General features: G+C 46.9%; 19 protein-coding genes. 6 read left to right on the forward strand and 13 right to left on the reverse strand.

Annotation, left to right across the window (positions count from 1 at the left end; translation table 11 throughout):
- Nucleotides 1-130 precede the first annotated feature (130 nt).
- Nucleotides 131-2,116 (reverse strand): sensor domain-containing diguanylate cyclase, encoded by a 1,986-nt coding sequence (locus tag C1I60_RS22120; protein WP_137063639.1) that lies wholly within the window; start codon nt 2,114-2,116, stop codon nt 131-133.
- Nucleotides 2,117-2,553: 437 nt separating this feature from the next.
- Here C1I60_RS22120 and rpsD point away from each other — a divergent pair, with 437 nt between their 5' ends.
- Nucleotides 2,554-3,153: a 30S ribosomal protein S4 gene (gene rpsD, locus C1I60_RS22125; RefSeq protein ID WP_025684247.1), complete on the forward strand. Its 600-nt coding sequence runs from the start codon at nt 2,554-2,556 to the stop codon at nt 3,151-3,153.
- An 82-nt stretch (nt 3,154-3,235) separates the two neighbouring features.
- Here the strand turns inward: rpsD and C1I60_RS22130 are convergent, their stop codons facing one another.
- Nucleotides 3,236-4,102, reverse strand: a complete 867-nt coding sequence (locus tag C1I60_RS22130) for an AraC family transcriptional regulator (protein ID WP_137063640.1) — start codon at nt 4,100-4,102, stop codon at nt 3,236-3,238.
- Nucleotides 4,103-4,478: 376 nt separating this feature from the next.
- Between C1I60_RS22130 and C1I60_RS22135 the strand changes: the two genes are divergently transcribed.
- Nucleotides 4,479-7,502, forward strand: a complete 3,024-nt coding sequence (locus tag C1I60_RS22135) for a penicillin-binding protein 1A (RefSeq protein WP_137063641.1) — start codon at nt 4,479-4,481, stop codon at nt 7,500-7,502.
- 128 nt (nt 7,503-7,630) lie between these two features.
- Here the strand turns inward: C1I60_RS22135 and acsA are convergent, their stop codons facing one another.
- Complete coding sequence (acsA, locus tag C1I60_RS22140) at nt 7,631-9,346, reverse strand: acetate--CoA ligase (protein ID WP_137063642.1); 1,716 nt, start codon at nt 9,344-9,346, stop codon at nt 7,631-7,633.
- Nucleotides 9,347-9,589: 243 nt separating this feature from the next.
- Between acsA and C1I60_RS22145 the strand changes: the two genes are divergently transcribed.
- Nucleotides 9,590-10,222, forward strand: a complete 633-nt coding sequence (locus C1I60_RS22145) for a GNAT family N-acetyltransferase (RefSeq protein ID WP_137063643.1) — start codon at nt 9,590-9,592, stop codon at nt 10,220-10,222.
- Between the two features lie 19 nt (nt 10,223-10,241).
- Here the strand turns inward: C1I60_RS22145 and C1I60_RS22150 are convergent, their stop codons facing one another.
- The 4 genes from C1I60_RS22150 to C1I60_RS22165 all read right to left on the reverse strand — a co-directional run bounded on the left by C1I60_RS22150 (nt 10,242) and on the right by C1I60_RS22165 (nt 13,055).
- The gene (locus tag C1I60_RS22150) at nt 10,242-10,940 is read right to left on the reverse strand and encodes a 5'-methylthioadenosine/adenosylhomocysteine nucleosidase (protein ID WP_137063644.1); all 699 of its coding nucleotides are present in this window, start codon (nt 10,938-10,940) and stop codon (nt 10,242-10,244) included.
- Nucleotides 10,941-11,050: 110 nt separating this feature from the next.
- Nucleotides 11,051-12,058, reverse strand: coding sequence for a catabolite control protein A (gene ccpA, locus C1I60_RS22155; RefSeq protein WP_044648625.1), 1,008 nt, complete (start codon nt 12,056-12,058; stop codon nt 11,051-11,053).
- A 107-nt stretch (nt 12,059-12,165) separates the two neighbouring features.
- Nucleotides 12,166-12,507: a bacillithiol system redox-active protein YtxJ gene (gene ytxJ / locus C1I60_RS22160; RefSeq protein ID WP_137063645.1), complete on the reverse strand. Its 342-nt coding sequence runs from the start codon at nt 12,505-12,507 to the stop codon at nt 12,166-12,168.
- 101 nt (nt 12,508-12,608) lie between these two features.
- Nucleotides 12,609-13,055, reverse strand: a complete 447-nt coding sequence (locus C1I60_RS22165; protein WP_137063646.1) for a hypothetical protein — start codon at nt 13,053-13,055, stop codon at nt 12,609-12,611.
- 337 nt (nt 13,056-13,392) lie between these two features.
- Between C1I60_RS22165 and C1I60_RS22170 the strand changes: the two genes are divergently transcribed.
- On the forward strand, nt 13,393-13,929 hold the full coding sequence (locus C1I60_RS22170; RefSeq protein ID WP_137063647.1) for a type 1 glutamine amidotransferase domain-containing protein: 537 nt from the start codon (nt 13,393-13,395) through the stop codon (nt 13,927-13,929).
- A 103-nt stretch (nt 13,930-14,032) separates the two neighbouring features.
- Here the strand turns inward: C1I60_RS22170 and ptsP are convergent, their stop codons facing one another.
- The 4 genes from ptsP to aroA all read right to left on the reverse strand — a co-directional run bounded on the left by ptsP (nt 14,033) and on the right by aroA (nt 19,808).
- A complete protein-coding gene (gene ptsP / locus C1I60_RS22175; protein ID WP_137063648.1) occupies nt 14,033-15,778 on the reverse strand; it encodes a phosphoenolpyruvate--protein phosphotransferase in 1,746 nt (581 codons plus the stop codon).
- On the reverse strand, nt 15,775-17,658 hold the full coding sequence (locus C1I60_RS22180; RefSeq protein WP_137063649.1) for a glucose PTS transporter subunit IIA: 1,884 nt from the start codon (nt 17,656-17,658) through the stop codon (nt 15,775-15,777). Before C1I60_RS22180 ends, ptsP begins: the two co-directional genes overlap by 4 nt.
- 388 nt (nt 17,659-18,046) lie before the next feature.
- Nucleotides 18,047-18,481, reverse strand: coding sequence for a CoA-binding protein (locus C1I60_RS22185; protein ID WP_044648631.1), 435 nt, complete (start codon nt 18,479-18,481; stop codon nt 18,047-18,049).
- 34 nt (nt 18,482-18,515) lie between these two features.
- On the reverse strand, nt 18,516-19,808 hold the full coding sequence (gene aroA, locus C1I60_RS22190; RefSeq protein WP_137063650.1) for a 3-phosphoshikimate 1-carboxyvinyltransferase: 1,293 nt from the start codon (nt 19,806-19,808) through the stop codon (nt 18,516-18,518).
- A gap of 269 nt (nt 19,809-20,077) precedes the next feature.
- Between aroA and C1I60_RS22195 the strand changes: the two genes are divergently transcribed.
- Entirely contained in the window at nt 20,078-20,383 is a 306-nt protein-coding gene (locus C1I60_RS22195) for a rhodanese-like domain-containing protein (RefSeq protein WP_014282339.1), read from the forward strand.
- Nucleotides 20,384-20,617: 234 nt separating this feature from the next.
- Here C1I60_RS22195 and gnd read toward each other — a convergent pair whose 3' ends face one another.
- Nucleotides 20,618-22,024, reverse strand: a complete 1,407-nt coding sequence (gene gnd / locus C1I60_RS22200; protein ID WP_137063651.1) for an NADP-dependent phosphogluconate dehydrogenase — start codon at nt 22,022-22,024, stop codon at nt 20,618-20,620.
- A 187-nt stretch (nt 22,025-22,211) separates the two neighbouring features.
- On the reverse strand, nt 22,212-22,811 hold the full coding sequence (locus tag C1I60_RS22205; RefSeq protein WP_137063652.1) for a YkzI domain-containing protein: 600 nt from the start codon (nt 22,809-22,811) through the stop codon (nt 22,212-22,214).
- 279 nt (nt 22,812-23,090) lie between these two features.
- On the opposite strand from C1I60_RS22205, the gene C1I60_RS22215 reads away from it, so the two are divergent.
- The gene (locus tag C1I60_RS22215) at nt 23,091-23,723 is read left to right on the forward strand and encodes a YktB family protein (RefSeq protein WP_137063654.1); all 633 of its coding nucleotides are present in this window, start codon (nt 23,091-23,093) and stop codon (nt 23,721-23,723) included.
- Nucleotides 23,724-23,734: the final 11 nt, after the last annotated feature.

The raw sequence follows: 23,734 nt of genomic DNA on the forward strand, positions 1-23,734 counted from the left end.
TTATCCATTCTAGTGCCGCTTATGCGACTCAGATGTCTAGATTTATTATCTTTATATCTACAATTAGGGTTTCCTGTATACAAAAGGTTATGCACAGTAAAAAAAGAGAATATTCCATTAGGAACATTCTCTATGAATTACTGACATGATCAATAACAACCCGGTTGCGCCCTTCATTTTTCGCCTCATACAGAGCCATATCCGCCCTGTAAAATAAAGATTCGATACTAATCTGCTCATCCAGCCAATTCCATTCGGCAATTCCGCAGGAGACGGTCACCTGTGGCTGGGTCTCATGTTGTACGCGATAACGAATTTTTTCCGCATATTCCAACGCCTGTTGCACCCCAAGCTGCGGCAAATAGATCGCCAGTTCCTCGCCGCCCCATCTAGCACATACATCCTCGCTGCGAGTCGCCGAACGAACAATATCGCTGACGCTTTTCAATATCTGGTCACCTGTCTGATGCCCGTATGTATCATTCACCTGTTTGAACTGATCAATGTCCACCAGAATGAGAGATCCGCAAAAATCTTTCTCCTGATGCCTCTGAATTACTTTGTCCACATAATGACGTACATACAACCCCGTTAACATGTCCATATTGGCCAGACGCCGTACCTCAGCATGCAGCATGGCATTTGTTACAGCCAAAGCGATATGGGGAGCCAGCATTTGCAGCATTTTGTAGTTATCGTACGAAAAAAAGTGAGGGAGCTTACTGGACAATAAAATAGCCCCTCTCGGCGTACCGCTGGTCTTCATAGGTACCGCCATCAAAGAATGGGAGTCGGTCATATCCATAAAATCGGAGGATACCTTCCCTTCCTTTCTGTAATCTGACACGATGACCGGCTCTCCTGTTCTGCGTATCAGCCCTGCAAACCCATCCTCACCAGAGTAACTGTGCAGCCTCAAACTTTCTACGTTGCTTGATGTGACCTTAAAGCAATTTTCCTCCTGATCGAGTTGCACAATACAGCAAAAGTCAGCCAAGAACATTTTCAATAATTCCTGCACAGCAAACTCGAATATTTCATTCAGCTTAAGGCTTTGATTCAAGCGCTGAACGAGTTCATTAATGAGGCGCAACTCATGGATGAGCACATTGGATTGCTCCAGCAGCTTTGCATTTTCAAATGCGGTGCCAGCTGTGTCTGCCATCATGGCGATCAGCTCCACATCCACTTTCTTCATGCTTTTGGCACCGGATGGAAGAATCATATGAAATACACCATATACTCCTTGCTTGCCACGTAAAGGAATGCCGATTTCGGTCATTTCTCCTTCCGTGCCTACAGGCTCATTTACAGCCATTTGACCTTTCATAAATGCACGCACACATACATCCTCGTCCCGCTCGTGCAACAACAAAGGTTTGACCTGTGGATTACGACTATGCCGATCCTGGCTCATATATAACGTGATATCCACATGCGGAAACAAGTAAGCTATGCTGCCAAATACCTCGTCCAGCACGCCTTCAACATCAATCTTGTCATGCATCCGCTTTACAATCTGAAATAAAATAGAGCGTCGCCTGCCTTCGCGGTCGCTCCGGTTCTTCATCCCGAGGATATCTTCCATAAATATATACTCAAATTTCGTATAAAAGCAGGATCTAAAATGCAAAGCTGCTGGCAATAATGCATCCTGCTCGGAAACAGAATGTTGAGCAGACAGTGTAAAACGAAGAGCAGCAAAAGCCTCATCCTTATGATGGCGGCAAAATAGAGGAACCATGTACACAAATGCAAGGCTTCCGTCCCGAAGCTTGCGTTGGCTTATTTCCATTTCTCCAGACAAGCTGCAACGTTCGACCAGCTCCAAATCCTCGTCATCATCCTCTTCCCTACCTGCAACCCGAACACCTGTAAAATTAAAAACAGCGGTATGTTCTTCATTAACCCATGATATGCCATTGCTCTGCTGCAACCAGTCTCGATATCCTTGGACAAGAAGCTGATTAATATAGGGGAAATCAAATGGTGTCATATCCATGTTTTGGAGCCAGGCAAAAGACGTATATCCTTTATCATCAAACAGCGGGGCACAGCTAGCCTGGGCTGTTTTACCGTCAAGCGTTTGCTGATCCGTTGTTGAAAAGTCCGACATATTAAGGGCGCTCCTTCACAGCAAAATTAGCTGTACCAAGACAGCGGCTATACACCACTATAGCTTATGATATGATCTATTTTACTCTTAACTTCAGAAATATGCATCCATTTTTCAGAAATTCGTCCCACTTTTTTAGTTCTAAAGCCCTATCGACAAATTCTGACGTTTTCACTCTTTTTCTCTTCTTGACATTGACCCACTATTACATATAGTATATATTAATGAAAAAGACTGTACGGCAGAACTATCTACTGTGCGGATCTTAAATTTTGGGCGTAACAGTTTGTGTCACCCTCATCTTATTTGTTGCTGACAGGACAGCGGCTGAACTTTTCTGTCAGTAGTGCGCATCACCTTGATAGGTAGCGCCGAACAAATTGGAGCGCAAAGAGAGCCCCAACTCAAATTTTAATTATGAAGGAGTTAACTCTATAATGGCACGTTACACTGGTCCTAAATTTAAATTGAGCCGTCGTCTGGGGATTTCCCTGAGCGGCACAGGTAAAGAATTGAAACGCCCTTTCCCTCCGGGACAACATGGTGCAAACCAACGGAGAAAAATCAGCAACTACGGTATGCAGCTTCAAGAAAAACAAAAGCTGCGTCACATGTACGGCTTGGGTGAAAAACAATTCCGCACTCTGTTCAACAAAGCTCAACACATGCACGGTATCGCTGGTGAGAACTTCATGTTCTTGCTGGAAAGCCGCCTGGACAACCTCGTGTTCCGTCTTGGCTTTGCTAACTCCCGTGCAGGCGCACGTCAATTGGTAGCACACGGTCACGTTACTGTGAACGGTAAAAAAGTTGACATCGCTTCTTACCAAGTAAGCCTGGGCGACGTGATCGGTCTTCGTGAAAGAAGTCGTTCCCTGTCTTCCATCAAAGAAGCTTTGGAAAACCGCAACCACTTGGCAGCTTACTTGGAGTACAATGATGCAGCTCTGGAAGGCAAATACATCCGTTTGCCTGAGCGTGGCGAATTGTCCCAAGATATCGATGAAAAACAAATCGTCGAATTCTACAACCGCTAATCCTTGTGATAGCACCGAAAAGCACCCGAACGAGGTTCGGGTGCTTTTTTTTGTGTTACTGTTGCGTGAAGCTTGCAACATTTTATTCGATCGGTATATATACCTTAATATCCAAATCTGGAAAGGAAGAATTCATCACATCGGTGATTTCAAAATCCGGTCCTTCCCTACGCTCAAAATTAGAGTTGGGAAGCCATGTGCCGTAGATATAGTTTCGTACATCCTGAACCCGGCCATTCGGACCTGAAGCGTTAAATTCGGCATACCTTCCTGATGGAATCTCCATATAGATGAAGCCCTTTGCCAAATCCTCCGCTTCTCCCTCAACTTCCTCGCCAATCACGAACGAAAATTCACCATTATCTTGAAAATAGCAAGCAATACCGTACGACATCCCCGGTGCAATTTTGTTCGGAATGCGCATAAAATGCTCATTCCTTCCAAAGTGATCATAAAATCCTGGAATCTCATTATAATGCTGCTCATGATTCAGGTTTGTTTTGTATTCATACCCTATAATCTTAATCGTATCGAGTTGCAACATCACCGGCTTATTCACATCCAAATCCCCTTTGGTGTTCTTTTGATAATCCAGAAAATTGATCTTGTGTTGTGGAGAAATATCTATATCACCGTTCCGGTATCTCCCCGGGGTGACACCAAAACTTTTTTCAAAAGCACGTGTAAACGCTTCTTGCGAACTGTACTGGTATTCAAGAGCAATATCTAATACCTTTTGATTAGACTGTTTCAGCCCTACAGCCGCCTCCGATAATCTTCTCTTCCTTATATACTGTTGAACCGTAAAGCCAGAAATCGCCTGAAAAAGCCGCTGAAAATGAAAGGCTGAAAAGCAAGCTTGCGAAGCAATTTCAGTAATTTTCAACTCCTCCCGAAGATTCATTTCAATAAACTCAATCGCACACTGTATTCTTTTAAAGTAGTCCATACGATCCTTCCCCTTACTCGTTATGGTTTGGACGTTCATCCGCCAAGCGAATTTAATAAGACTTCGTAATCCATTATGTACATTCCTGCACATGCTTGTTTGATCATTTGTGCTAAGTTTACCACGGATTTTTATTCCAATGGAGGTTGTAAAAAAGCGTTTGCCGTTGCAACAGTGATCGGAAGTTCAGCTCTCTGCACAACGTGTTTCCACCTTCTATTGAAGTCTTTCTCTGCTTTTCACGCAATTCACTTTGACCTGTTTATAACATACCGCTTTTATGAAGTGACGACACCAAAAGACAGGCTTTTTAGCATATGGGTTCATTTTGTAATTTTATGCTATAATAATGGCTGTTATAAAGGAGGAAGACTTAATGGTTGAAGAAAAAAACAATGTGTCAGAGCCAAAGCCTTCCCGCTTATGGACATACATGCGAAGGCTCGGCCGTGTCATAAAGTGGGTCGTCATCATCGGTTTTATGGGAGCGCTGTTTGCAGGAGGAGCCGCAGCCGGCTATGTAGCCTCTATTGTGAAAAGCGAGCCTGTACGCTCCAGATCCATGATTGAACAGGAAGTAGGCAAAAATGCAATTACAGGCTTCGCTTATTTCAATGACGGCTCACCTATCGGACAGCTCCGGACAGAAGAAGATCGGCGTCCTGTCACGTTTAAAGAGATTCCGCAACTCGTCATTAACGCAGTCATTGCCATTGAAGATAACCATTTTTATGAGCATAAAGGTGTCGATCTGTCGGGAACGCTTCGGGCTATAAAACAAAAAGCTTTGCATGAATCCGTACAAACCGGGGGGAGCACCCTGACCCAGCAGCTCGCCCGTCGTGTCTTTCTGAATCTGGATCGCACGGATGACCGCAAGATCAAGGAAATTTTGCTCTCTCTGCGTCTTGAGCGCTTCCTGAGCAAGCAGCAAATTATTACGGCTTATCTCAATAAAGTACCTTTTGGTAACGGGTCAAGCGGCTATAACGTCTTTGGGATCAAAGCAGCGGCCAAAGGTATTTTTAATGAGAATGATCTGAATAAGCTGAATGTGGCTCAAGCCGCCTATCTGGCAGGTCTGCCACAGCTTCCTTCCTCTTATTCGGCTTACAACGGTAAGGGCGAATTTAATGAGTCCGGCTTTAAAAGGGCAATCAACCGCCAGCACCTGGTACTCAGCCGAATGCTGGAGGAGAACAAAATCAATCAGGCACAGTATGATGAGGCGATGGCTTTTGATATCAAAAAGTCGCTCGCTCCACGCACGGTTAAAGCCTACAACACGTATCCGTATCTTATGATGGAAACGGAACGGCAAGCGGCACAGGCACTTATGTCGGTCACAAATCCGGGTCAAGCGGCCAATGCCAGTGCAGATGCCAAAACCAAGGATGATAACGACTTGCTCAAAGAAGCTGAACAGCAGCTTCGAACAGGTGGTTATATGGTATACACCACTATTGATAAAAGTATTTACAAGTCGATGCGCCAAATCGCAGAGAACAAAAATAATTTCTCATCCACAAGTAAAACTAAGGGTGACGAACAGGCAGCCGCCATTCTTATCCAGCATAGAACCGGCGCGATTCTCGGTATGATGGAAGGCCGGGATTTCCAAAAGGAACAGATGAACTATGCTACTCAAATGGTACGCCAGCCGGGATCGGCTATGAAGCCGATTGCAGCATATCTGCCTGCATTGGATAGCGGTCTTGTGCAGCCTGGCAGCATCGTGGATGATGCACCTATTATTTTGAAGGATGGCAGCAATGGGTATCACATCCCGAAAAACTCCAATAACCGCTATCAGGGGCTGGTTACGGCCCGCTATGCGCTGAATCAGTCACTAAATACGATAGCACTCAAGCTGTTTAACGAAAAAGTAGGTATCAGCAAAGCTTGGGATTTTGCCAAGAAGTTAGGTATTACCACCTTGGAACCAAGCGATAACAACGCTCAGACGGGTGTACTGGGCGGCCTGGCCCACGGGGTCACAGTCGAGGAACTGACGAATGCTTATGGTGCGATTCCAAATGGCGGTGTATTTAATGACGCCTACATGATTGAAAAGATTGTGGACTCGCAAGGCAATATTGTTTATAAGCATCAGCCTAATCCTGTACAAGCCTTTACACCACAAACCGCCTATCTGATGACGGATATGCTGCGTACAGCCGTGTCCGAAGGTACAGGCAGACTGGTCAAGCGTAATTTCAATCAAGCTGGTAAGATTCCGATTGCCGGTAAAACAGGCACTACACAATCCTATACTGATGTTTGGTTTGAGGGCTTTACGCCTGACGTCACGCTAGGTGTGTGGGTTGGTTACAAGCAACCTGTCAACAAGCTTGAAACGAAAGCACAAAAAGAGCGGGCACGCCGCCTATGGGCGCAAATCATGAACGAAGTGACCGCAAAGGATCCAGATCTGTTCCAAACTGACAGCTTCAAGCGGCCAGATGGTATTGTAACAAGAACAGCGTCCGCATATGGTTCGGATATTTACAACATTAAGTATCCACCCAAAAACAGTGAAAATGGTGTCACTCGTACCAAATATATTACCTATCAAGGTGTCAATTACATTCCACGGGACGGCACACCGGATGACATGTTGAATGAGCAGACCGTTAGTAAGCGGGAAAAACCGATTTCAGAGCTGATTAAAGAGCTCCAGCAAGCCTTTACGGTGATGAGACGACATAATTCGTTGTCCTACTATCTGCCTCAGGATGCAGATAAGGCGGCTCCTACCCGGATTGATCCGCGTAAAGACGATGGAGCCGATCCTAGTGCTCCGTCTAACGTTAGCGTAAGCTATAGTGACGGCAAAGCTATGATCAGCTTTAGCCCGAGTGGAAACAGTGATGTCGTAGGATACCGTCTATATCGTTCTACGGATGGGGGCAGCTTCCAACGGCTTGGCAAAGTCGTCATGGCTGACGGCTCCAAAGTGTTCTCTGACAGCCCGGGTAGCAGCAGCTCCAGTTACTACGTAACCGCCGTGGATGTAGGCGGACATGAGTCTGAGCCAAGCTCCCAAGCAAGTACAGCGCCTGTAGCGCCGCCTGTTGATCCTGAGAATCCAATTGTACCGGGTGAAGGAAATGGAACAGCATCGAAGCCTACGGAGCTTCCTACGGCTCCTGGGCAGCCTCAAGCTAAAGCAGCAGGCTCAGCCGTAGCACTCCAATGGAGTGCTGGAAAGCCTGCAGATGCGATTACAGGCTATAACGTGTATTACAGTGAAAGCGGTGCGGAGCCTTTTACAAACATCGGCTCCACCGCATCCACCAGCTTTCAATATAAAGCAGGCAGCAAACCGAAGGGTTGGTTCCGCATCACTTCCATGAATGCCTTGGGAGAATCAGCTCCTTCTGGAGCCGTTCGACCATAACAGCCCACAACAGAAAACAAATACTGATTATGTGTAAAAATCCACTTTATCTGCACCAACAAAAAGGGAGCCCCTCAGCCGTCACGGCTTCGGAGACTCCCTTTTTTGCATCTTTCTTGTAAAGCATTTCAATCCTCTATGGTAGACAAATCCCCTGTAGGCAGATTAAGCTCCCAGGCTTTCAACACACGTCTCATAATTTTACCCGAACGGGTTTTGGGCAGCTTTTCCTTAAACTCAATTTCACGTGGTGCAGCATGGGCAGACAGCCCTTCTTTGACAAAGCGATAAATATCCTGCTGCAAAGCCTCCGAGGGTATATAGCCTTCACGAAGTGCGATAAAAGCTTTAATGATCTCTCCCCGCACAGTATCCGGCTTTCCGATCACTCCGGCCTCCGCTACAGCGGGATGCTCCAGAAGCTTGCTCTCGACCTCAAATGGACCGATCCGCTCCCCTGAGGAATTAATGACATCATCAATTCGTCCCTGAAACCAGAAGTATCCATCCTCATCCATATAGGCAGAATCACCGGACACATACCAGCCGGAAAAACGGAAATACTCCTGAAATTTGTTCGGGTTGTTCCATATACGGTTCATCATAGACGGCCACGGCGTACGTACCGCCAAATGCCCCATTCGGTTAGGCGGCAGCACTTGCCCTCTGTCGTCCAGAATAGCGGCCTGTATGCCGGGCAATGGCTTTCCCATTGAGCCGGGTTTAATCGGCAGCTCAGGGTAATTACAGATCATTTGGCCACCCGTTTCCGTCATCCACCAGGTATCATGAATACGCTGCTTATATACCTGCCACCCCCAGCGCACTACCTCGGGATTCAGCGGCTCTCCGACGGATAGCACATGCCGCAGGCTTCCGAGATCATATTTGTCAACGATATCCTCCCCTGCGCTCATGAGCATCCGAAACGCCGTAGGAGCGCTGTACCATACAGTCACCTCATGACGCTCAATGGTTCGGTACCAGTCCTCGGGGCTAAAACGACCGCCACGAATAACATTTGTTGCCCCATTCAGCCATGGGGCAAAAATGCCATATGACGTTCCTGTAACCCAACCGGGATCGGCTGTACACCAATATACATCCTCTTCACGCAGATCCAGTACCATTTTTCCGGTATAATAGTGCTGAATCATCGCGTTTTGCACATGATACACGCCTTTAGGCTTGCCCGTTGAGCCTGACGTGTAATGAATAATCAACCCATCCTCACGACTCAGCCACTCCGGTTCAAGTTCCTCGGAGGCCGTAAGCATTTCCGATTCAAAATCAATAATCCCTTGCTCCCGTTCGTCCACATCGCCAACCACAAAAATATGCCGCAGCTCCGGAAGCTCCTCACGCTTTACGCGCGAGAGAAGTGCAGGCGTTGTCACCAGCGCCACCGCCCCGCTATCTTCCAGCCGATCCTTGACCGCCGTTTCCATAAATGCCTCAAATAAAGGTCCCACGACTGCTCCTACCTTCAAAATGCCAAGCAGACTAATGACTAGCTCAGGTGAACGCGGCATGAAGATAAAGACCCGCTCCCCTTTGCCAATTCCATATTTACGCAGCACATTACCAAACCTGTTGGAGCTGGCACGCAATTGAGTAAAGGAATAGGCTTCATGGCGGTTCGCGTCACAATACAACAACGCCGTTTTGCTGCCTCTCCCTTCCTCTACATGTCGGTCAATCGCTTCATGTGCCATATTCACTTTGCCTGATTCATACCACGTAAAATGACGCTCTGCATCTTCCCACTGAAAGCGGTTGTAAGCTTGTTCATACGGGCCCATATTGGATGTGGGAACTACAGCCTGGAGTTCTTCAATCTTCATGCGTTCAGCCTCCTCACGATATAATGAGAATAAATACAGAACAAGATAACGCTTACAAATTCAATACAAGCATGCCAATTCCTTTGTGTAACATTTGATAAAAGCGACTAATTGTGAACAATTTATGTCTAAAACAGTATATCATAGGTGAGGATGTGACGACCATCCTTTTCATTTATTTGTTTTTTTGCTATAAGTAGGGGATATGGAAACCTAGGTCATGGTAAACAAGGAGGCGCATGTATGCAGCATTTAAAACTGCACCATTTGGACACGCTGAGTCATAACGGGCAAAAGATCTTCGTAGAAGGCCCCGTATCCGTTGAACAGCTGCGTTCATTTCAAATGCATCCACAACTGGACGCCTTTCGCAAGCCAAAGGAGCAATTCGACGCGTTGGTGGATATTTCGGGACTGCCGGAAGGCAGGATTATCATCGCTCATGATGGAGGAACCATTTTCGGATACGTGACTTTTCACTATCCGGATGAGATGGAACGCTGGTCGGAAGCCGGAATGAAGGACCTGCTGGAGCTTGGAGCGATTGAGGTAGCCGACGAATATCGCGGACTGGGTCTGGGAAGCCAAATGATCCGGGTCGCCTTTGAGGATGGGCAACTGGAATCCTATATCATCTTTACGACTGAGTACTATTGGCATTGGGATTTGAAAGGCAGCGGTCTCTCCGTATGGGAATACCGTCGCATGATGGAACGTCTGATGAAAGCAGTGAATATGGTCTGGTACGCTACGGATGATCCTGAAATATGTTCCCATCCGGCGAATTGCCTAATGGTCCGAATGGGAGAGGATGTCCCCCTCACATCACGGGAACAGTTTGACCGTATCCGGTTTGTGAGAAGGTTCATGTATTAAATGTTACACCGCTAGACTTTTAACTCAAATGCTTCAGCATATACTCCACAATCCGATGGGAACGATGGGAAGATTCCACTGTGAATTCGCCAAAATTAACATGGGCAGATCCGTCTGCCTTATCAGACATAGAGCGGAGAACAATGTAAGGCACAGCGTTCATATGGGCTGTCTGAGCTACTGCTGCGCCCTCCATCTCGGTACAGGCACCGTCCAGCTCCTGATACAATGCGGCTACCAGCTCACGGCTGGCGACAAACTGGTCACCGGAAAGCACCTTGCCGATAATATAACGATCGCCGAAGGACTGACAGGCTTGCTCAGCTAGATAAACAAGATCAGGATCAGCTGCAAACTCCGAGGTATCCTGATAAGGAATGACCCCTCTGGCATAACCCAAAGGCGTTACATCCATATCATGCTGCATACACTTCGAGGAGATCACGATATCCCCAATATTTAAATCTGGATGGATCGCTCCTGCCACTCCTGTAAATATGATTTGTTCCGCTCCAAAGCTATCGATAAGGATTTGTGTCGTTACCGCAGCATTGACCTTACCTACACCAGACTTGCATACGACAACCTGTTGACCGTGAATGACTCCCTTTGTATAGGTGATTCCAGCCTTGACCGACTTACTAGCTTCAGTCATTGCAGCAAGCAGCAGCTCAATTTCTTCATCCATGGCACCAATTAGTCCATAAATTCGGCTCATCTCAAATCCCTCTTTTCTTTGTTTAATGATGTGCAATATGGACTATTTATTCACGAAAAAAGCTCCATTAAAGGAGCTTTCATCGAAATCTATCCTGTTAACAAATCTGTCTAGTCTAAATAATTAACCGATAACCGCAAAATCGTTTCATGCGGCAAAATGACGCGAGGATTTTCCACATTTTCCTTCTTCATCAGCTTGGTCAGCAAACGCATCGCTACTGCACCCAAATCGTACATCGGTTGCGCCACTGTCGTAAGCTGCGGACGAACCATGGAAGCCATACGGATATTGTCCACACTGATGACAGAAAAATCGTCCGGTACTTTCAATCCTTCATCCTGAATGCTATGAATCGCACCAATTGCCATTTCATCCGTAGCCGCAAAAATCGCACTTGGCTTCTTCTTGAGCCCCAGGAAATACTTCATTGCCTCCACACCGGACTCATAACGATAGTTCCCGATTCGCACGAGATCTTCCTGATACTCCATTCCTGCTGCTTCCAGCGCTCTCTTGTAGCCTTGGAAACGTGCATAGCCGTTCGCAGGATCCTGAAGAGTACCACTAATCATCGCGATTTGACGGTGCCCGTGGCGGATCAATGTATTCACTGCATCAAAAGCAGCGGCTTCATGGTCAATATCAACCGAAGGATAGCTGCCTTTCTCATCACTCGTAGCGCACAGAACGATAGGAACCGCAGCCGTATGAAAGGCCTGAATATGCTCGTCCGTTACTGTGCCACCCATGAACAGAAGTCCATCAACCTGCTTTTCGAGCAGCGTATTGATGACACGAATCTCTTTTTCTTTCCGCTTATCGGCATTACACAAAATAATGTTATAGTGATACATATTCGCTATATCCTCAATACCGCGCGCAATTTCTGCAAAAATTGAGTTCGATATATCCGGAATAACCACGCCAACGGTCGTTGTCTTCTTGCTAGCCAGACCTCTTGCCACCGCATTTGGGCGATATCCCAATTGTTCAATCGCTTCATATACCTTTTTGCGAGTCTGAGGCTTTACGTTAGGATTATTGTTAACTACACGGGACACTGTCGCCATTGAGACACCAGCTTCGCGAGCTACATCATAGATCGTTACCGTCAAATTCCTTCTCTCCATTGCCAATAAATTTTCAACCGAATCCTAGAACAACTAATTAGGACTATGATACGACAAAATACTACTTTATGCAACGACAGCGCTCATTCTATCTATACCAAATGATCGTGAAGCGCACGCGCAGTGATATTCGAATGGGATGTATGCCAGACAGCCTCTCCGCCCTTGATCAAAATAGCCTGCGGTGATTCATGCTGCAGATGGAGCTTGTTCGCAGCCTCATTGGACACCGGCCGGTCTTCTACTACATAAATGATACCGCATTCAATATTTTCGTTGGGAGTGCCTTGCAAATAGGACTCCAGTTCCCGATGTGCGCCAGAGCTAATCGGACAGCGCGTGCTATGTTTAAAAAGAAGCAATGCCTTGTCTGATGACGCTTCCAGCGCCGCATCTAATTGTTGAACAGTAGTCATTTTTGTCATCGTCGCCATTGGATATACATTCCTTTCCTCGTATTGTCGTATGTCCTATTCACATCCTAACAAAAAGAACATGTAAAATCCAATGGTGACCATGAAAATTTTCATTTTTTTTAGTTTTTTGTATTCATAAACACCGATTCACTGGTAAAACCGGATAATTGCACCAATCTATTCTGTACATCGTTCATCCAATCCTCATCTCCTAGACTTCTCGCATAACGATAAAGGTCCAGCAGCAGGTTGATTCGAAGCTCCATTCGCTCCTCCAAAGAGGATTGCCAATCCACATTAGGATTCCCCGCTTCCTCCAGCACCAGCTTGCGAATGATTTCAGCCAACTCGTTATTACGGGCAAAGGAAATACGCCGAGCCGTAGGCTTGCTTCCCAAATTTTGTAGCAGCTCCTTAATGTCCTTCGTCACATGCTGCAAAACCTCACTGGAGAAGCAAGAAGGGCATGAAAATACAGGAACATGTAAAATTTCAACCTTGTTCGCGTAAATCACCTTTCTCAACTCCAGCCCCATCGGTTTACCGCATTGGCATTGCTTATGCATTTAACCACCTCATTACGTAGGATCAAGCTATATGAGGATTTCATATCAGAATCCAGATATATCTATCTACTAGTCTATAAAAGATTTGTTAACTCTATAAAATTTTTCACACCCTTTTTTATTTCGACTTAGTGACCTCAAATCCTTCCACAGATTGCAGCTATGAACAAATTACCAAAGGTTTAGTGGGTTATGGAATGGTGATGCTAGTATTAAAAGAGCGAGTCAATTTATGAGAATGTGCAGAGGAATGGACTTAAGACGCTCTTTTTCTTAAGATGTATAGGTATAGATATAAAACAGCGTGTCATCAAGTGACACACGAAAGGATGGTTAGATGTCGAGACTTGCAGGAAAAAAGGTTATCGCCCTGGTAGATGAGGAATTCGAGGATCTGGAGCTATGGTACCCTGTGTACCGTGTCCGTGAAGAAGGCGCAGAAGTGCATTTGGCCGGTGCTGAAAAGGGTAAAAAATATATCGGAAAATATGGCGTACCTGCTGAAGCAGAATATGCCTTTGAGGAACTGAACAGCCGCGATTATGACGGGATTCTTGTCCCCGGAGGCTGGGCGCCGGATAAACTGCGACGCTATCCCAAGGTGATTCAACTTGTACAGGAGTTACACGCCGCCCAAAAACCCATCGGGCAAATCTGCCATGCAGGCTGGGTGCTAATCTCTGCCAAAATTTTGGACGGTTTCACCGTAACATCCACACCGGGCATTCGTGATGATATGGAAAACGCAGGAGCCATCTGGAAGGACGAAGCTGTCGTGACAGACAGACATATCGTATCTGCCCGCCGCCCGCCTGACCTTCCACCATATGGAAAAGCGTTCTGCGATCTGTTGGCAAACAACACAAAGAAATAAGGCAGTCCAATAAAATGAGCAAAAACACCTTCAAAATCACCACGTTATCCATGGTTTTGAAGGTGTTTTTTTCAAGACAGGCTTCACAGCCATTGCAACACAATTACTGCCGTCCAGGCCCGACTGAAGTACAACTGACACTAACTGCGGTCAGCTTGTCTTCGATCGCTGCGCCAGTAGACATGCTGAAGCACGCCTGGGCAACCAGCGTTGCCTCAGCTGCGGACGTGTTCAGCACACGATGCTTAACTCGCAGCAAGGACTGAGGAGACATGCTTAGCTGGTGAATTCCCAATTCCAGCCACAAGGGAATGGAGCGTTCATCTCCTGCCATTTCACCGCACACACTCACATCAATACCCGCTTGATGAGCTGCCTGTGCCGTCATACGCAGCATCCGCAGCACAGCCGGATGGTATGGATGGTACATATGGGCAATCTGCTCGTTCATACGGTCTACAGCCAGCACATACTGTACCAGATCATTCGTGCCTATACTGAAAAAATCTGTTTCAGCAGCGAGTAGATCGGCAATCATTGCTGCCGCTGGCACCTCAATCATAATCCCTTGCTGGATATGTGGATTGTAGGCAAGCCCTCTCGCATCCAAATCCGCCATAGCTTCCTTCAAGATCGCATCCGCCTGGCGGATCTCCTCCACCGATGAGATCATCGGATACATGACCTTGATATTCCCTGCCACACTGGCACGTAAAATAGCTGTCAGTTGTATCTTGAATAATTCCTTCCAATCGAGACTGATGCGTATAGCACGATAGCCGAGAAACGGGTTTTCCTCCACCGGCAGTTGAAGATAGTCCAGTGGTTTATCCCCGCCGATATCCAATGTACGGATAACAACGGAGTGGTTTCCTGCCTTTTCTGCTACCAGCCGATACACCTCATACTGCTCATCTTCATCAGGTGCAGAGTTTCGATCCATATATAAAAATTCCGTGCGGAACAGTCCAACACCCTGCGCCCCATGCTTCAATGCCGCCTCAAGTTCCTTAACAGAACTGATATTTGCTGCCAGCCTCAGTTCAGTTCCATCCTTGGTCACGGCTTCCACGGAAGCGAGCACTTGAAGCTGTTCTTTTCTGCGGCGCTGCTCCTCACGTAATGCCGTATAATGATCAATAATGGATTTCTCCGGCTTCACATAAACCTTACCCAAGTCTCCATCGACAACCATCATATCCCCAGTCTGGACAGGCAAATTGAGATTGCTCTCCAGTCCCGAAACGAGCGGGATGCCCATCGCACGGGCCATGATCGCAGAATGCGATGTTTTGCCCCCATTCATTGTCACAATTCCTAATACATAGCTTGGATTCAAGTGGGCCGATTGAGATGGAGAAAGCTCTTTGGCGACCAGAATGTAAGGCTGCGTGTCCTTCGGAAGAGTTACTTCCGGCGCACCCAGCAAATGCTTGAGCAACCGATTCCCCACATCCTTGATGTCAATCGCCCGCTCCTTCATGTATTCATCATCCAGCAGATCAAACATCGTCACAAAATGGTCAATCGCTTCCTTGACAGCCACCTCGGCTGCTTTATATTGACGCTCAATGATTCCACGAACTTCGTTCATGAATTCAGGGTCCTCCAATATAGCCAGATGCGCATCAAAAATGCTGGATTCCTCCGGTCCCACCATTTCCCGAAATTCATCCTTAATAAACTGGATTTCACTTTTGGATGTGCGTATCCCTTCATACAACCGCTCGAATTCCTTTGCGAGATCCACCGCATCCATTTTCTGCTCAGGTAAATCCCACTCCCAGCTCGGCAGGACAAAAGCCTTCCCGATTGCCACACCTGTTGCGGCGCCGATGCCTTCTATCATGTTTCTACCCCTCCAACATTCCTGTCATGCAGCACAACGGACATTACCGAGGTCTGACCTTTTTTCACTGTTTTAAACGGAGCAAAGCTCCATGACTTCACTCGATCCGGGTTCGTAATGACCATGGGGGTCACTAAAGATGGAGCTTGTTCCCGCAGCGCCTGCAAATCAAATTTGATCAGCAATTGTCCCGGTTCCACCGTATCGCCTGCTTCTACCATAGCAGTAAAATTCCCTTTTAGCTGTGAAGTATCAATCCCTATATGAAGCAGAACCTCAATTCCCTCTCGTGTAGAGATGCCCAAAGCGTGCATGGTCGGATACAGATGCATAACCGTACCATACACCGGAGACACAAGTTCACCTCGTTCGGGAACAAAAGCAACTCCGTCCCCGACCAGCTTTGTTGCAAAAATTTTGTCCGGCACCTCGTGAATCGGCAGCATTTTTCCGTGCACAGGAGCGTTGAACAACACTTGAGGTAGATCACGTTCCATAAGCTTCGCGATTTCCTCACGAATCAACTCCGAATACGTACCGAATACAACCTGTAAGTTACCCCCGCCCAGATTGATCAGTCCGGCCGAGCCCAATGCTTTTATCGCTCCGGTATCAATCAGCCGATCATTGTGGACGGTCAGACGCAACCGTGTAATGCAGGCTTCCACCCGAACAATATTTTCCTTCCCTCCAAGCGCCTCCAAAATGAGAGGAGCGCTGTAGGGAATATTGCCAGCCCAATCCTCCAGAACTGAACCTTCCTCGCGACCTGGAGTGGGAATACGGAACCTTCGAATCGCCCAGCGAAATAGCACATAATATACCAGCCCATAGGCCACCCCTAATGGAATCAACAACCAGGCGTTATGTGACAGATGGAAATTGAGTACGTAATCTATAAAACCCGCTGAATATGAAAAACCGTGATGAATATCCAGCTCAAAGGTAAGCCACATGGCTAGACCGGACATGACCGCATGAACAAGGAACAAATATGGAGCGGCAAACAAAAAGGCAAACTCGATTTGTTCCGATACACCGGTAAAAAAGCAGACCAGTGCAGCAGTCAAAAACGTCTTTTGCACCTTCGGCTTCAAGTCTTCACGCGCTTCCTGAATAATCGCCAGCGCAATGGCTGGAATCGCAAACATCATGATCGGAAACAACCCTGACATAAAATAGCCCGCCGTCGGATCGCCAGCAAAAAACCGGGGTAAATCTCCCTGCACTATGTTGCCTGACGGTGCTTTATATGTACCCAGTTGAAACCAGAATATATTATTAAGCAGATGATGAAGGCCAAAAGCCGCCAGCACCCGATACAAAATACCGTAAATAAACAATCCGAAGCCGCCCAAGTTCAATTCCAGACCTGCTATAAACTGCAATCCTCTCTGAATGAGTGGAGCCACAATCAGCATCAGTCCTGCGAACACGGCGGAGAACAAGCCAATCAGCAGTAAAACAAATCGAGTCCCTCCAAAAAATTGGAGTACCTCGGGCAGCTTAATGCTTTTGAAGCGGTTATACGCCACCCCTGAAATGACACCCAAAATGATGCCGATGAGCGTCGCGGGATGAATGAGTCCGTTTCCAAATCTCAATGTGACCTGATCATATATAGCCATACCAGCCAATGCCGCCAGTCCTGCCTGGCCTGCCTGATTCGACATGCCGAGTGCTACACCAACCGCAAACAAGTACGGCAAAAAATAAAAAATCCCACGCCCTGCTGCATTAGCCATTTCAGACACCATTGGAAATCCCCAAGCGGACCAGGGAAGGCTGCCTAGACTTAGTAATATAGCAGCAGCCGGTAACACCATCGTCGGGAGCATGACAGCCCGACCAAGCTGTTGTAAGGATCCGAGCCAATTCATGGCATTCCTCTCCTTTCTATCCCTGATGGTAAGCCGAATAAATACTTTTGTCAAAGCGATTCTCTTGCTTGATAAAAAATACTTATATACGTTTGTAGAAGTTTGAATAACTCCATTAAAATGACTTATTTAAGTTATATTTTGCTTATTTATCAGCTTGGAGCAGCGATTCCATTACCATAACCAATAAAATAAGCGAATTCACCTAGATATATCAGTATAATGGCATACATACATTATATGGATTCCTGTAAGTATAATATACGGCGCCTGACTAAACTTACCAAGCAATTGAATGAAAAAAAGCAAAGCCAAATATAGTCTAATTCCACACTAAAAACCTTCTCCCCGATGAAATACGGGGAGAAGGTTTTTCTTCATATCCAGATTATCCTTTCCGTACAGCTTGGGTTACGGAATCCTCTACCTTAATGCAGCGATCCATAATAACCGTCATTCCATGCTCCTGCGCGATGTCAGCAGCTTCCTGGCTGATAATGCCCTGTTGAAGCCACAAAACCTTGGCACCAATGGCAGCTGCCTCACGAGCAACCTCAGCGCAATACTCACTGCGACGGAATACATTGACCAATTCGACAGGCTCAGGTACTTCTTCAAGACTTGCATAGCAAGTTTCTCCTAAAATCGTTTGCCCCGCTGCCGCAGGATTAACCGGAATAATCCGGTATCCCCGCTTTTGCATAGCATAAGACACCATATACGAGGTTCGGTCTGATTTATCAGACAAGCCTACAACCGCAATGTTGCCTACCTGCTCCAAAATGCTTTTGATTTCTTCTCTTGACGGATTTTCAAAAGCCATCCTGTCTCCTCCTGTTCACTTCTAAAGCTTATTATTATTTTACCCACTCTACAGAGGCGCCAAGCGTCGTCAGATGGTCAAAATATTGCGGATATGATTTGGCAACATGATGCGCATCCTTGATCACCAGCGGTTTCTGGGCCCGTAGACCGACTACCGTCAAAGCCATAATAACACGGTGATCAAAATGCGCATTGATTTCAACGCCGCCTTCGACCCCCTCCGGTCGGCCATGTACGATAATTTCAGCCTGACGTTCCTCCACGCGAGCTCCGGCCTTGGTCAGTTCGTTCAAATAATCGGTAATGCGGTCACATTCCTTATACCGCAAATTTTCCACATTATAAAAACGGGACGTACCCTCAGCAAATACAGCAGCAGCCACCATCGCCAGCACCGCATCGGTTGCAGCATCGCCGTCAAACTCGATGGCCTTCAAACGGCCATTCCCCTTCACGACAACTGTGTCGTTCTTGTGCGTCAGCGGTACTTCCATCATACGAAGCACATCTACAATAGCACGTTCTCCCTGCTTGCTCTGCTCCTTTAGCCGATGGATGGTGACATCCGAGTTCGTTACGGCAGCCGCTGCCAGCACCGCGGCACTGCCTGGGTAATCCCCCTGCACTGTATACGTGCGCGGCTGATAAGATTGTCGTCCCGGAACACGGAAAGACATATAATCGTCACTTGCATGAATGATTATACCTGCCTCTTGGAGCACCTCCAGCGTCTGACCAATAACCACCTTGGATTTCAGATCATGCAGCACCTCGATTTCGCTGTCTTCCTCCAGTAAAGGTGTAAGGAACAGCAATGCGCTCAAATATTGTGAGCTAACCGAACCGGACACCTGTATTTTGCCGCCCTTAGCTTGACCGCCCTGGATACGAATAGGCAACTTACCTTCGCGATGGTCCACTCTCACACCCAATTGGCCCAGCGCATCAATTAGATCATCATGGGGTCGTTTACCCAATGAGTCAGGATATGTATTAACGAAGGTAACATCCGGGCATAAGGATACAACTCCCATCAAAAAACGGAGCACCGCTCCGGCATTCCCTACATTTAACTCCTTCACAGCACGAGGATGGCTACCAAAACCCGTAATGACAATTTTTTCATCATCCTCTTCCAGCACTGCCCCCAGATCAGCGATACAACGACGCATAGCATCACTGTCCTCACTGTGTGCCGGAAAATAAATGGTACTTTGCCCATCGGCGAGCGCCGCTGTGAGCAGATAACGAGTAGTGTAGTTTTTGGAGGATAAGGCCCCAATCTCTCCCTGCAGGGAAGGGGTAGGTCTAACGATAACATCCATATTGTGCATGCTCCTTTTCGATTCAAACCATCCTAGTTTACGTTAATTATACAAGCTGTAGTGTTCATTTCTCTACCAAAAAAATATACAATATTCATCTAGGTCTTTCGGAGTTTAATCCAGCAGGTCGATTCGTCTTTATCTGCCTTTAGGTTCAGCCTAATTGACAGCTTAGAGATCGCTTCGCTATCATACATAGAGAGTGTGATGTTTTGCACACGTCAATAACACACGCAGCACCCATTTTACATTAGAAAAGAGGTCCAGCCATGACGCAAATCGCCCTGATTGAACCTTCTGAGCTTCGCGCACGCCTGCAAGCAGGAGAACAACTGCAATTGATCGACGTTCGCGAGGCAGAAGAAGTAGCGGAAGGCATGATTGACGGTGCCAAGCATATTCCGCTCGGACAGATTCCGAGTCGCCTTGAGGAAATTGAACGTACCGGTGAAATTATCTTTATTTGCCGGAGCGGTTATCGCAGCGAACGAGCCTGCGAATATTTACAACAGCTCGGTTATGAAGGCTGCACTAACATGACCGGCGGTATGCTGCAATGGTCACAAGAACAGTAAAATACTGCTCACCACAAGAGACGGGATCTTCCCGTCTTTTTGTTATAACCCAAAGCTTAGACGCGGTAATGCGTTAAAATATCTTGTTCTTATCATACCACAGCGCCAAAAGATTACACAATCCTCCAGCTTCATCCTCATCCAATCAACCTTCCACGAAATCAAAAAAACGGAAGCTTCTTCTACCACAAGGGTAAAAAAAACTTCCGTTGTATTACATTTTCCATCAATTTATTAGAACCATTGGTGATGGAATACGCCTTCTTTGTCCACACGTTTGAACGTATGCGCACCGAAGTAGTCACGTTGTGCTTGCAGCAAGTTTGCTGGCAGACGCTCAGTACGATAGCTGTCATAGTATGCGAGCGCGCTGGAGAAGCCTGGCACTGGAATACCTTGAGATACAGCCACGGAAATCACCTGACGCCATGCGTTTTGGTAAGTTTCTACTACATTTTTGAAGTAGGAATCCAGCAACAGGTTTTTCAGAGCAGGATCGCGGTCATACGCATCCTTGATGTTTTGCAGGAATTGCGAACGGATAATGCAACCGCCGCGGAAGATCATAGCGATTTTTCCGTATTTCAAATCCCAATCGTATTCATCGGAAGCTGCACGCATTTGAGCAAACCCTTGAGCATAAGACACAATTTTACTTGCGAACAATGCTTTACGTACGCTTTCGATAAATTCTTTTTTGTCGCCGCTGAAGGATTCTGCATTAGGACCGCTCAGTACTTTGCTTGCTGCAATACGCTCATCTTTCATAGCTGACAGGAAGCGGGAGAATACGGATTCGGTGATCATAGACAGTGGCACGCCCAGATCCAGGGCGCTTTGGCTTGTCCATTTACCAGTACCTTTTTGACCTGCTGCATCCAGAATAACGTCTACCATTGGTTTGCCTGTTTCGGAATCATATTGGGAGAAGATGTCAGCCGTGATTTCGATCAGGTAGCTGTCCAGCTCACCTTTATTCCATTCTGTGAAGATTTCATGAAGCTCTTCAGCATTCACATTCAGGACCGATTTCAACAGGTGATAAGCCTCACCAATCAATTGCATGTCGCCGTACTCGATACCGTTATGCACCATTTTTACATAGTGACCAGCACCGTCGGGACCGATATATGTACAGCAAGGGTCGCCGTCTACTTTGGCAGAGATTGCTGTCAGAATCGGCTCTACCAGCTTGTAGGCACTTTCTTGTCCACCCGGCATAATTGCAGGACCGTTCAAGGCACCTTCTTCGCCACCGGATACGCCTGTACCAATAAAGCGGAATCCTTTTTCCTCCAGCTCCTTACTGCGGCGCTGTGTATCAGGGAAGTAGGCATTGCCTCCGTCTATAATAATGTCGCCCTTGTCCAGATGAGGCACAAGCTGCTCAATCGTGGCATCCGTTGCTTTACCAGCTTGAACCATGATCAGGATTTTACGGGGCGATTCCAGTGAGTTCACAAATTCTTCAATGGAGAAAGTACCCGTCAGTTTCTTACCTTCTGCTTCTTTGATAAGATCGTGCGTTTTTTCGGGAGAGCGGTTAAATACCGAGACGGTGAAGCCTCTGCTCTCAATATTAAGGGCCAAATTCTTACCCATTACCGCCAGGCCGATCACACCAATCTGCTGTTTTGCCATCTGGTTCCTCATCCTTTGCAACATATTTTTTATTCTATATCGCCGCTTTACCGCATTACACTTTATGTGAATCGGAACACGTGCAGTTCTATTTTAACGTTTTTGGTGTCAGAAGTGAACCCCTGTCTATTCGCAGATCAAAACACCCCATTTTCATGAGGTGTTCAGTTATACTAAATCTACATCATTATGCTTCCATCATCAGCAGTTGGCGGGATAGCGCTTGCAGGCGTTCATGGCAGCTCTTGGTTCTAATCGTATCTCTCTCTGTCATTGCCTTGAACAACTTCTCCAATTCATTATCCACTTCCATTCTGAGCAGCAGCAGTCGGGTCTCTCCCTCATTGGAAATGTACATATCCTCCATCTCCTGCGCTGACAGCACTGGTCCCTTCTGATAAATGACGCGTTGCTTAAAACCGGTAACCTCCACCAGACGAATGACCTCACCGAACAAAATATTCTCCACCAAAATATGATGGTCCTTGACTCTTTTGACAATGGCATGGCCTCGGGTGCTTCCAATCAGCTTTTCCAACCACTCAGCCAGCTTGGCATCGCGGATCACATAATCTCCGGCCAACTTGTAGTGCCCTGTACGCAATTGTTGAAAACGAAGCTTCACCAGCTTGCGCCCGGTTCTTACCGACAGCACCAGGTATGACTCATCCTCGCTCCAGTACAGCGAATACCCTTCCGATATCAAATCCTTGATCAGATTATGGATATGCCGACGGCTAAACCGGAGCTCCAGATTGCAATATTCTACCTCGCAGCCCTTGTTCACGGCATTCCCTCCTTTTTCAAGTCCGATTCAAGAAGTCCGGCTACAGCAAGCCTGCGGCTTTCCCGCTTGATCTTCCCTTGCTCTATTTTATACTTCATTTTATGTAAGGGTACTTGGTTATTTGACCTATTTTTATGAGTAACAACGCACAATCCTACTTTTGCCTTATGCGCTTGTCCCAAACCCGGCCTAAAGTCGGCCAAGCCTGCTGACGTTATGCTATAATCGGACATATTACGCCACACGAAATGGCTTAACCCAGTTACAGGAGGAAAAGGTATGACGTTCAATGGATTTACAGTAAAGGACTTTGATGTTTTTGAAATACCGGGGCTGGAGCCTCGCATGGAGGTACTGATTGAACAGGTTCGACCCAAACTGGAAGCGATTGGTGCGGATTTGGCTCCTTTCCTGACGGACTTGTGTGGCGAGCCTATGCACGTTCACGTTGCAAAGCATGCACGGCGCAAAGTAAATCCGCCCAAGGATTCCTGGGTAGCTTGGGCGGCAAACAAGCGTGGATATAAGGCGTTGCCGCATTTTGAGGTAGGGATGTTTTCTTCTCATCTGTTCATCATTTTCGCAATTATTTATGAAAGCCCGAACAAAACCACGTTTGCCCAGGCACTCAAAGCCAATCTGAGCGATGTCCGCACTAGCCTACCTGAGCATTTTTACTGGTCCATGGATCATATGGCCCCGGAAGGTACGGAGCAAAAACAAATGGATGAGAAGAATTTTCAAACGATCATTGACAAGCTGCAGCAGGTTAAAAAAGCCGAGGTCATGTGTGGTATCCGTATTGACCGGGACGACCTGCTCGTCGGTGACGGGGCTGCGCTGCTACAGACGGTGCGTTCCACTTTTGAGCGTTTGCTGCCGCTGTACCGAATGGCTTTTCCGAAAGAGTAACCAGCCTTGGC

This window comes from Paenibacillus terrae, assembly GCF_005217525.1.
Taxonomy (GTDB): Bacteria; Bacillota; Bacilli; order Paenibacillales; family Paenibacillaceae; genus Paenibacillus; species Paenibacillus terrae_C.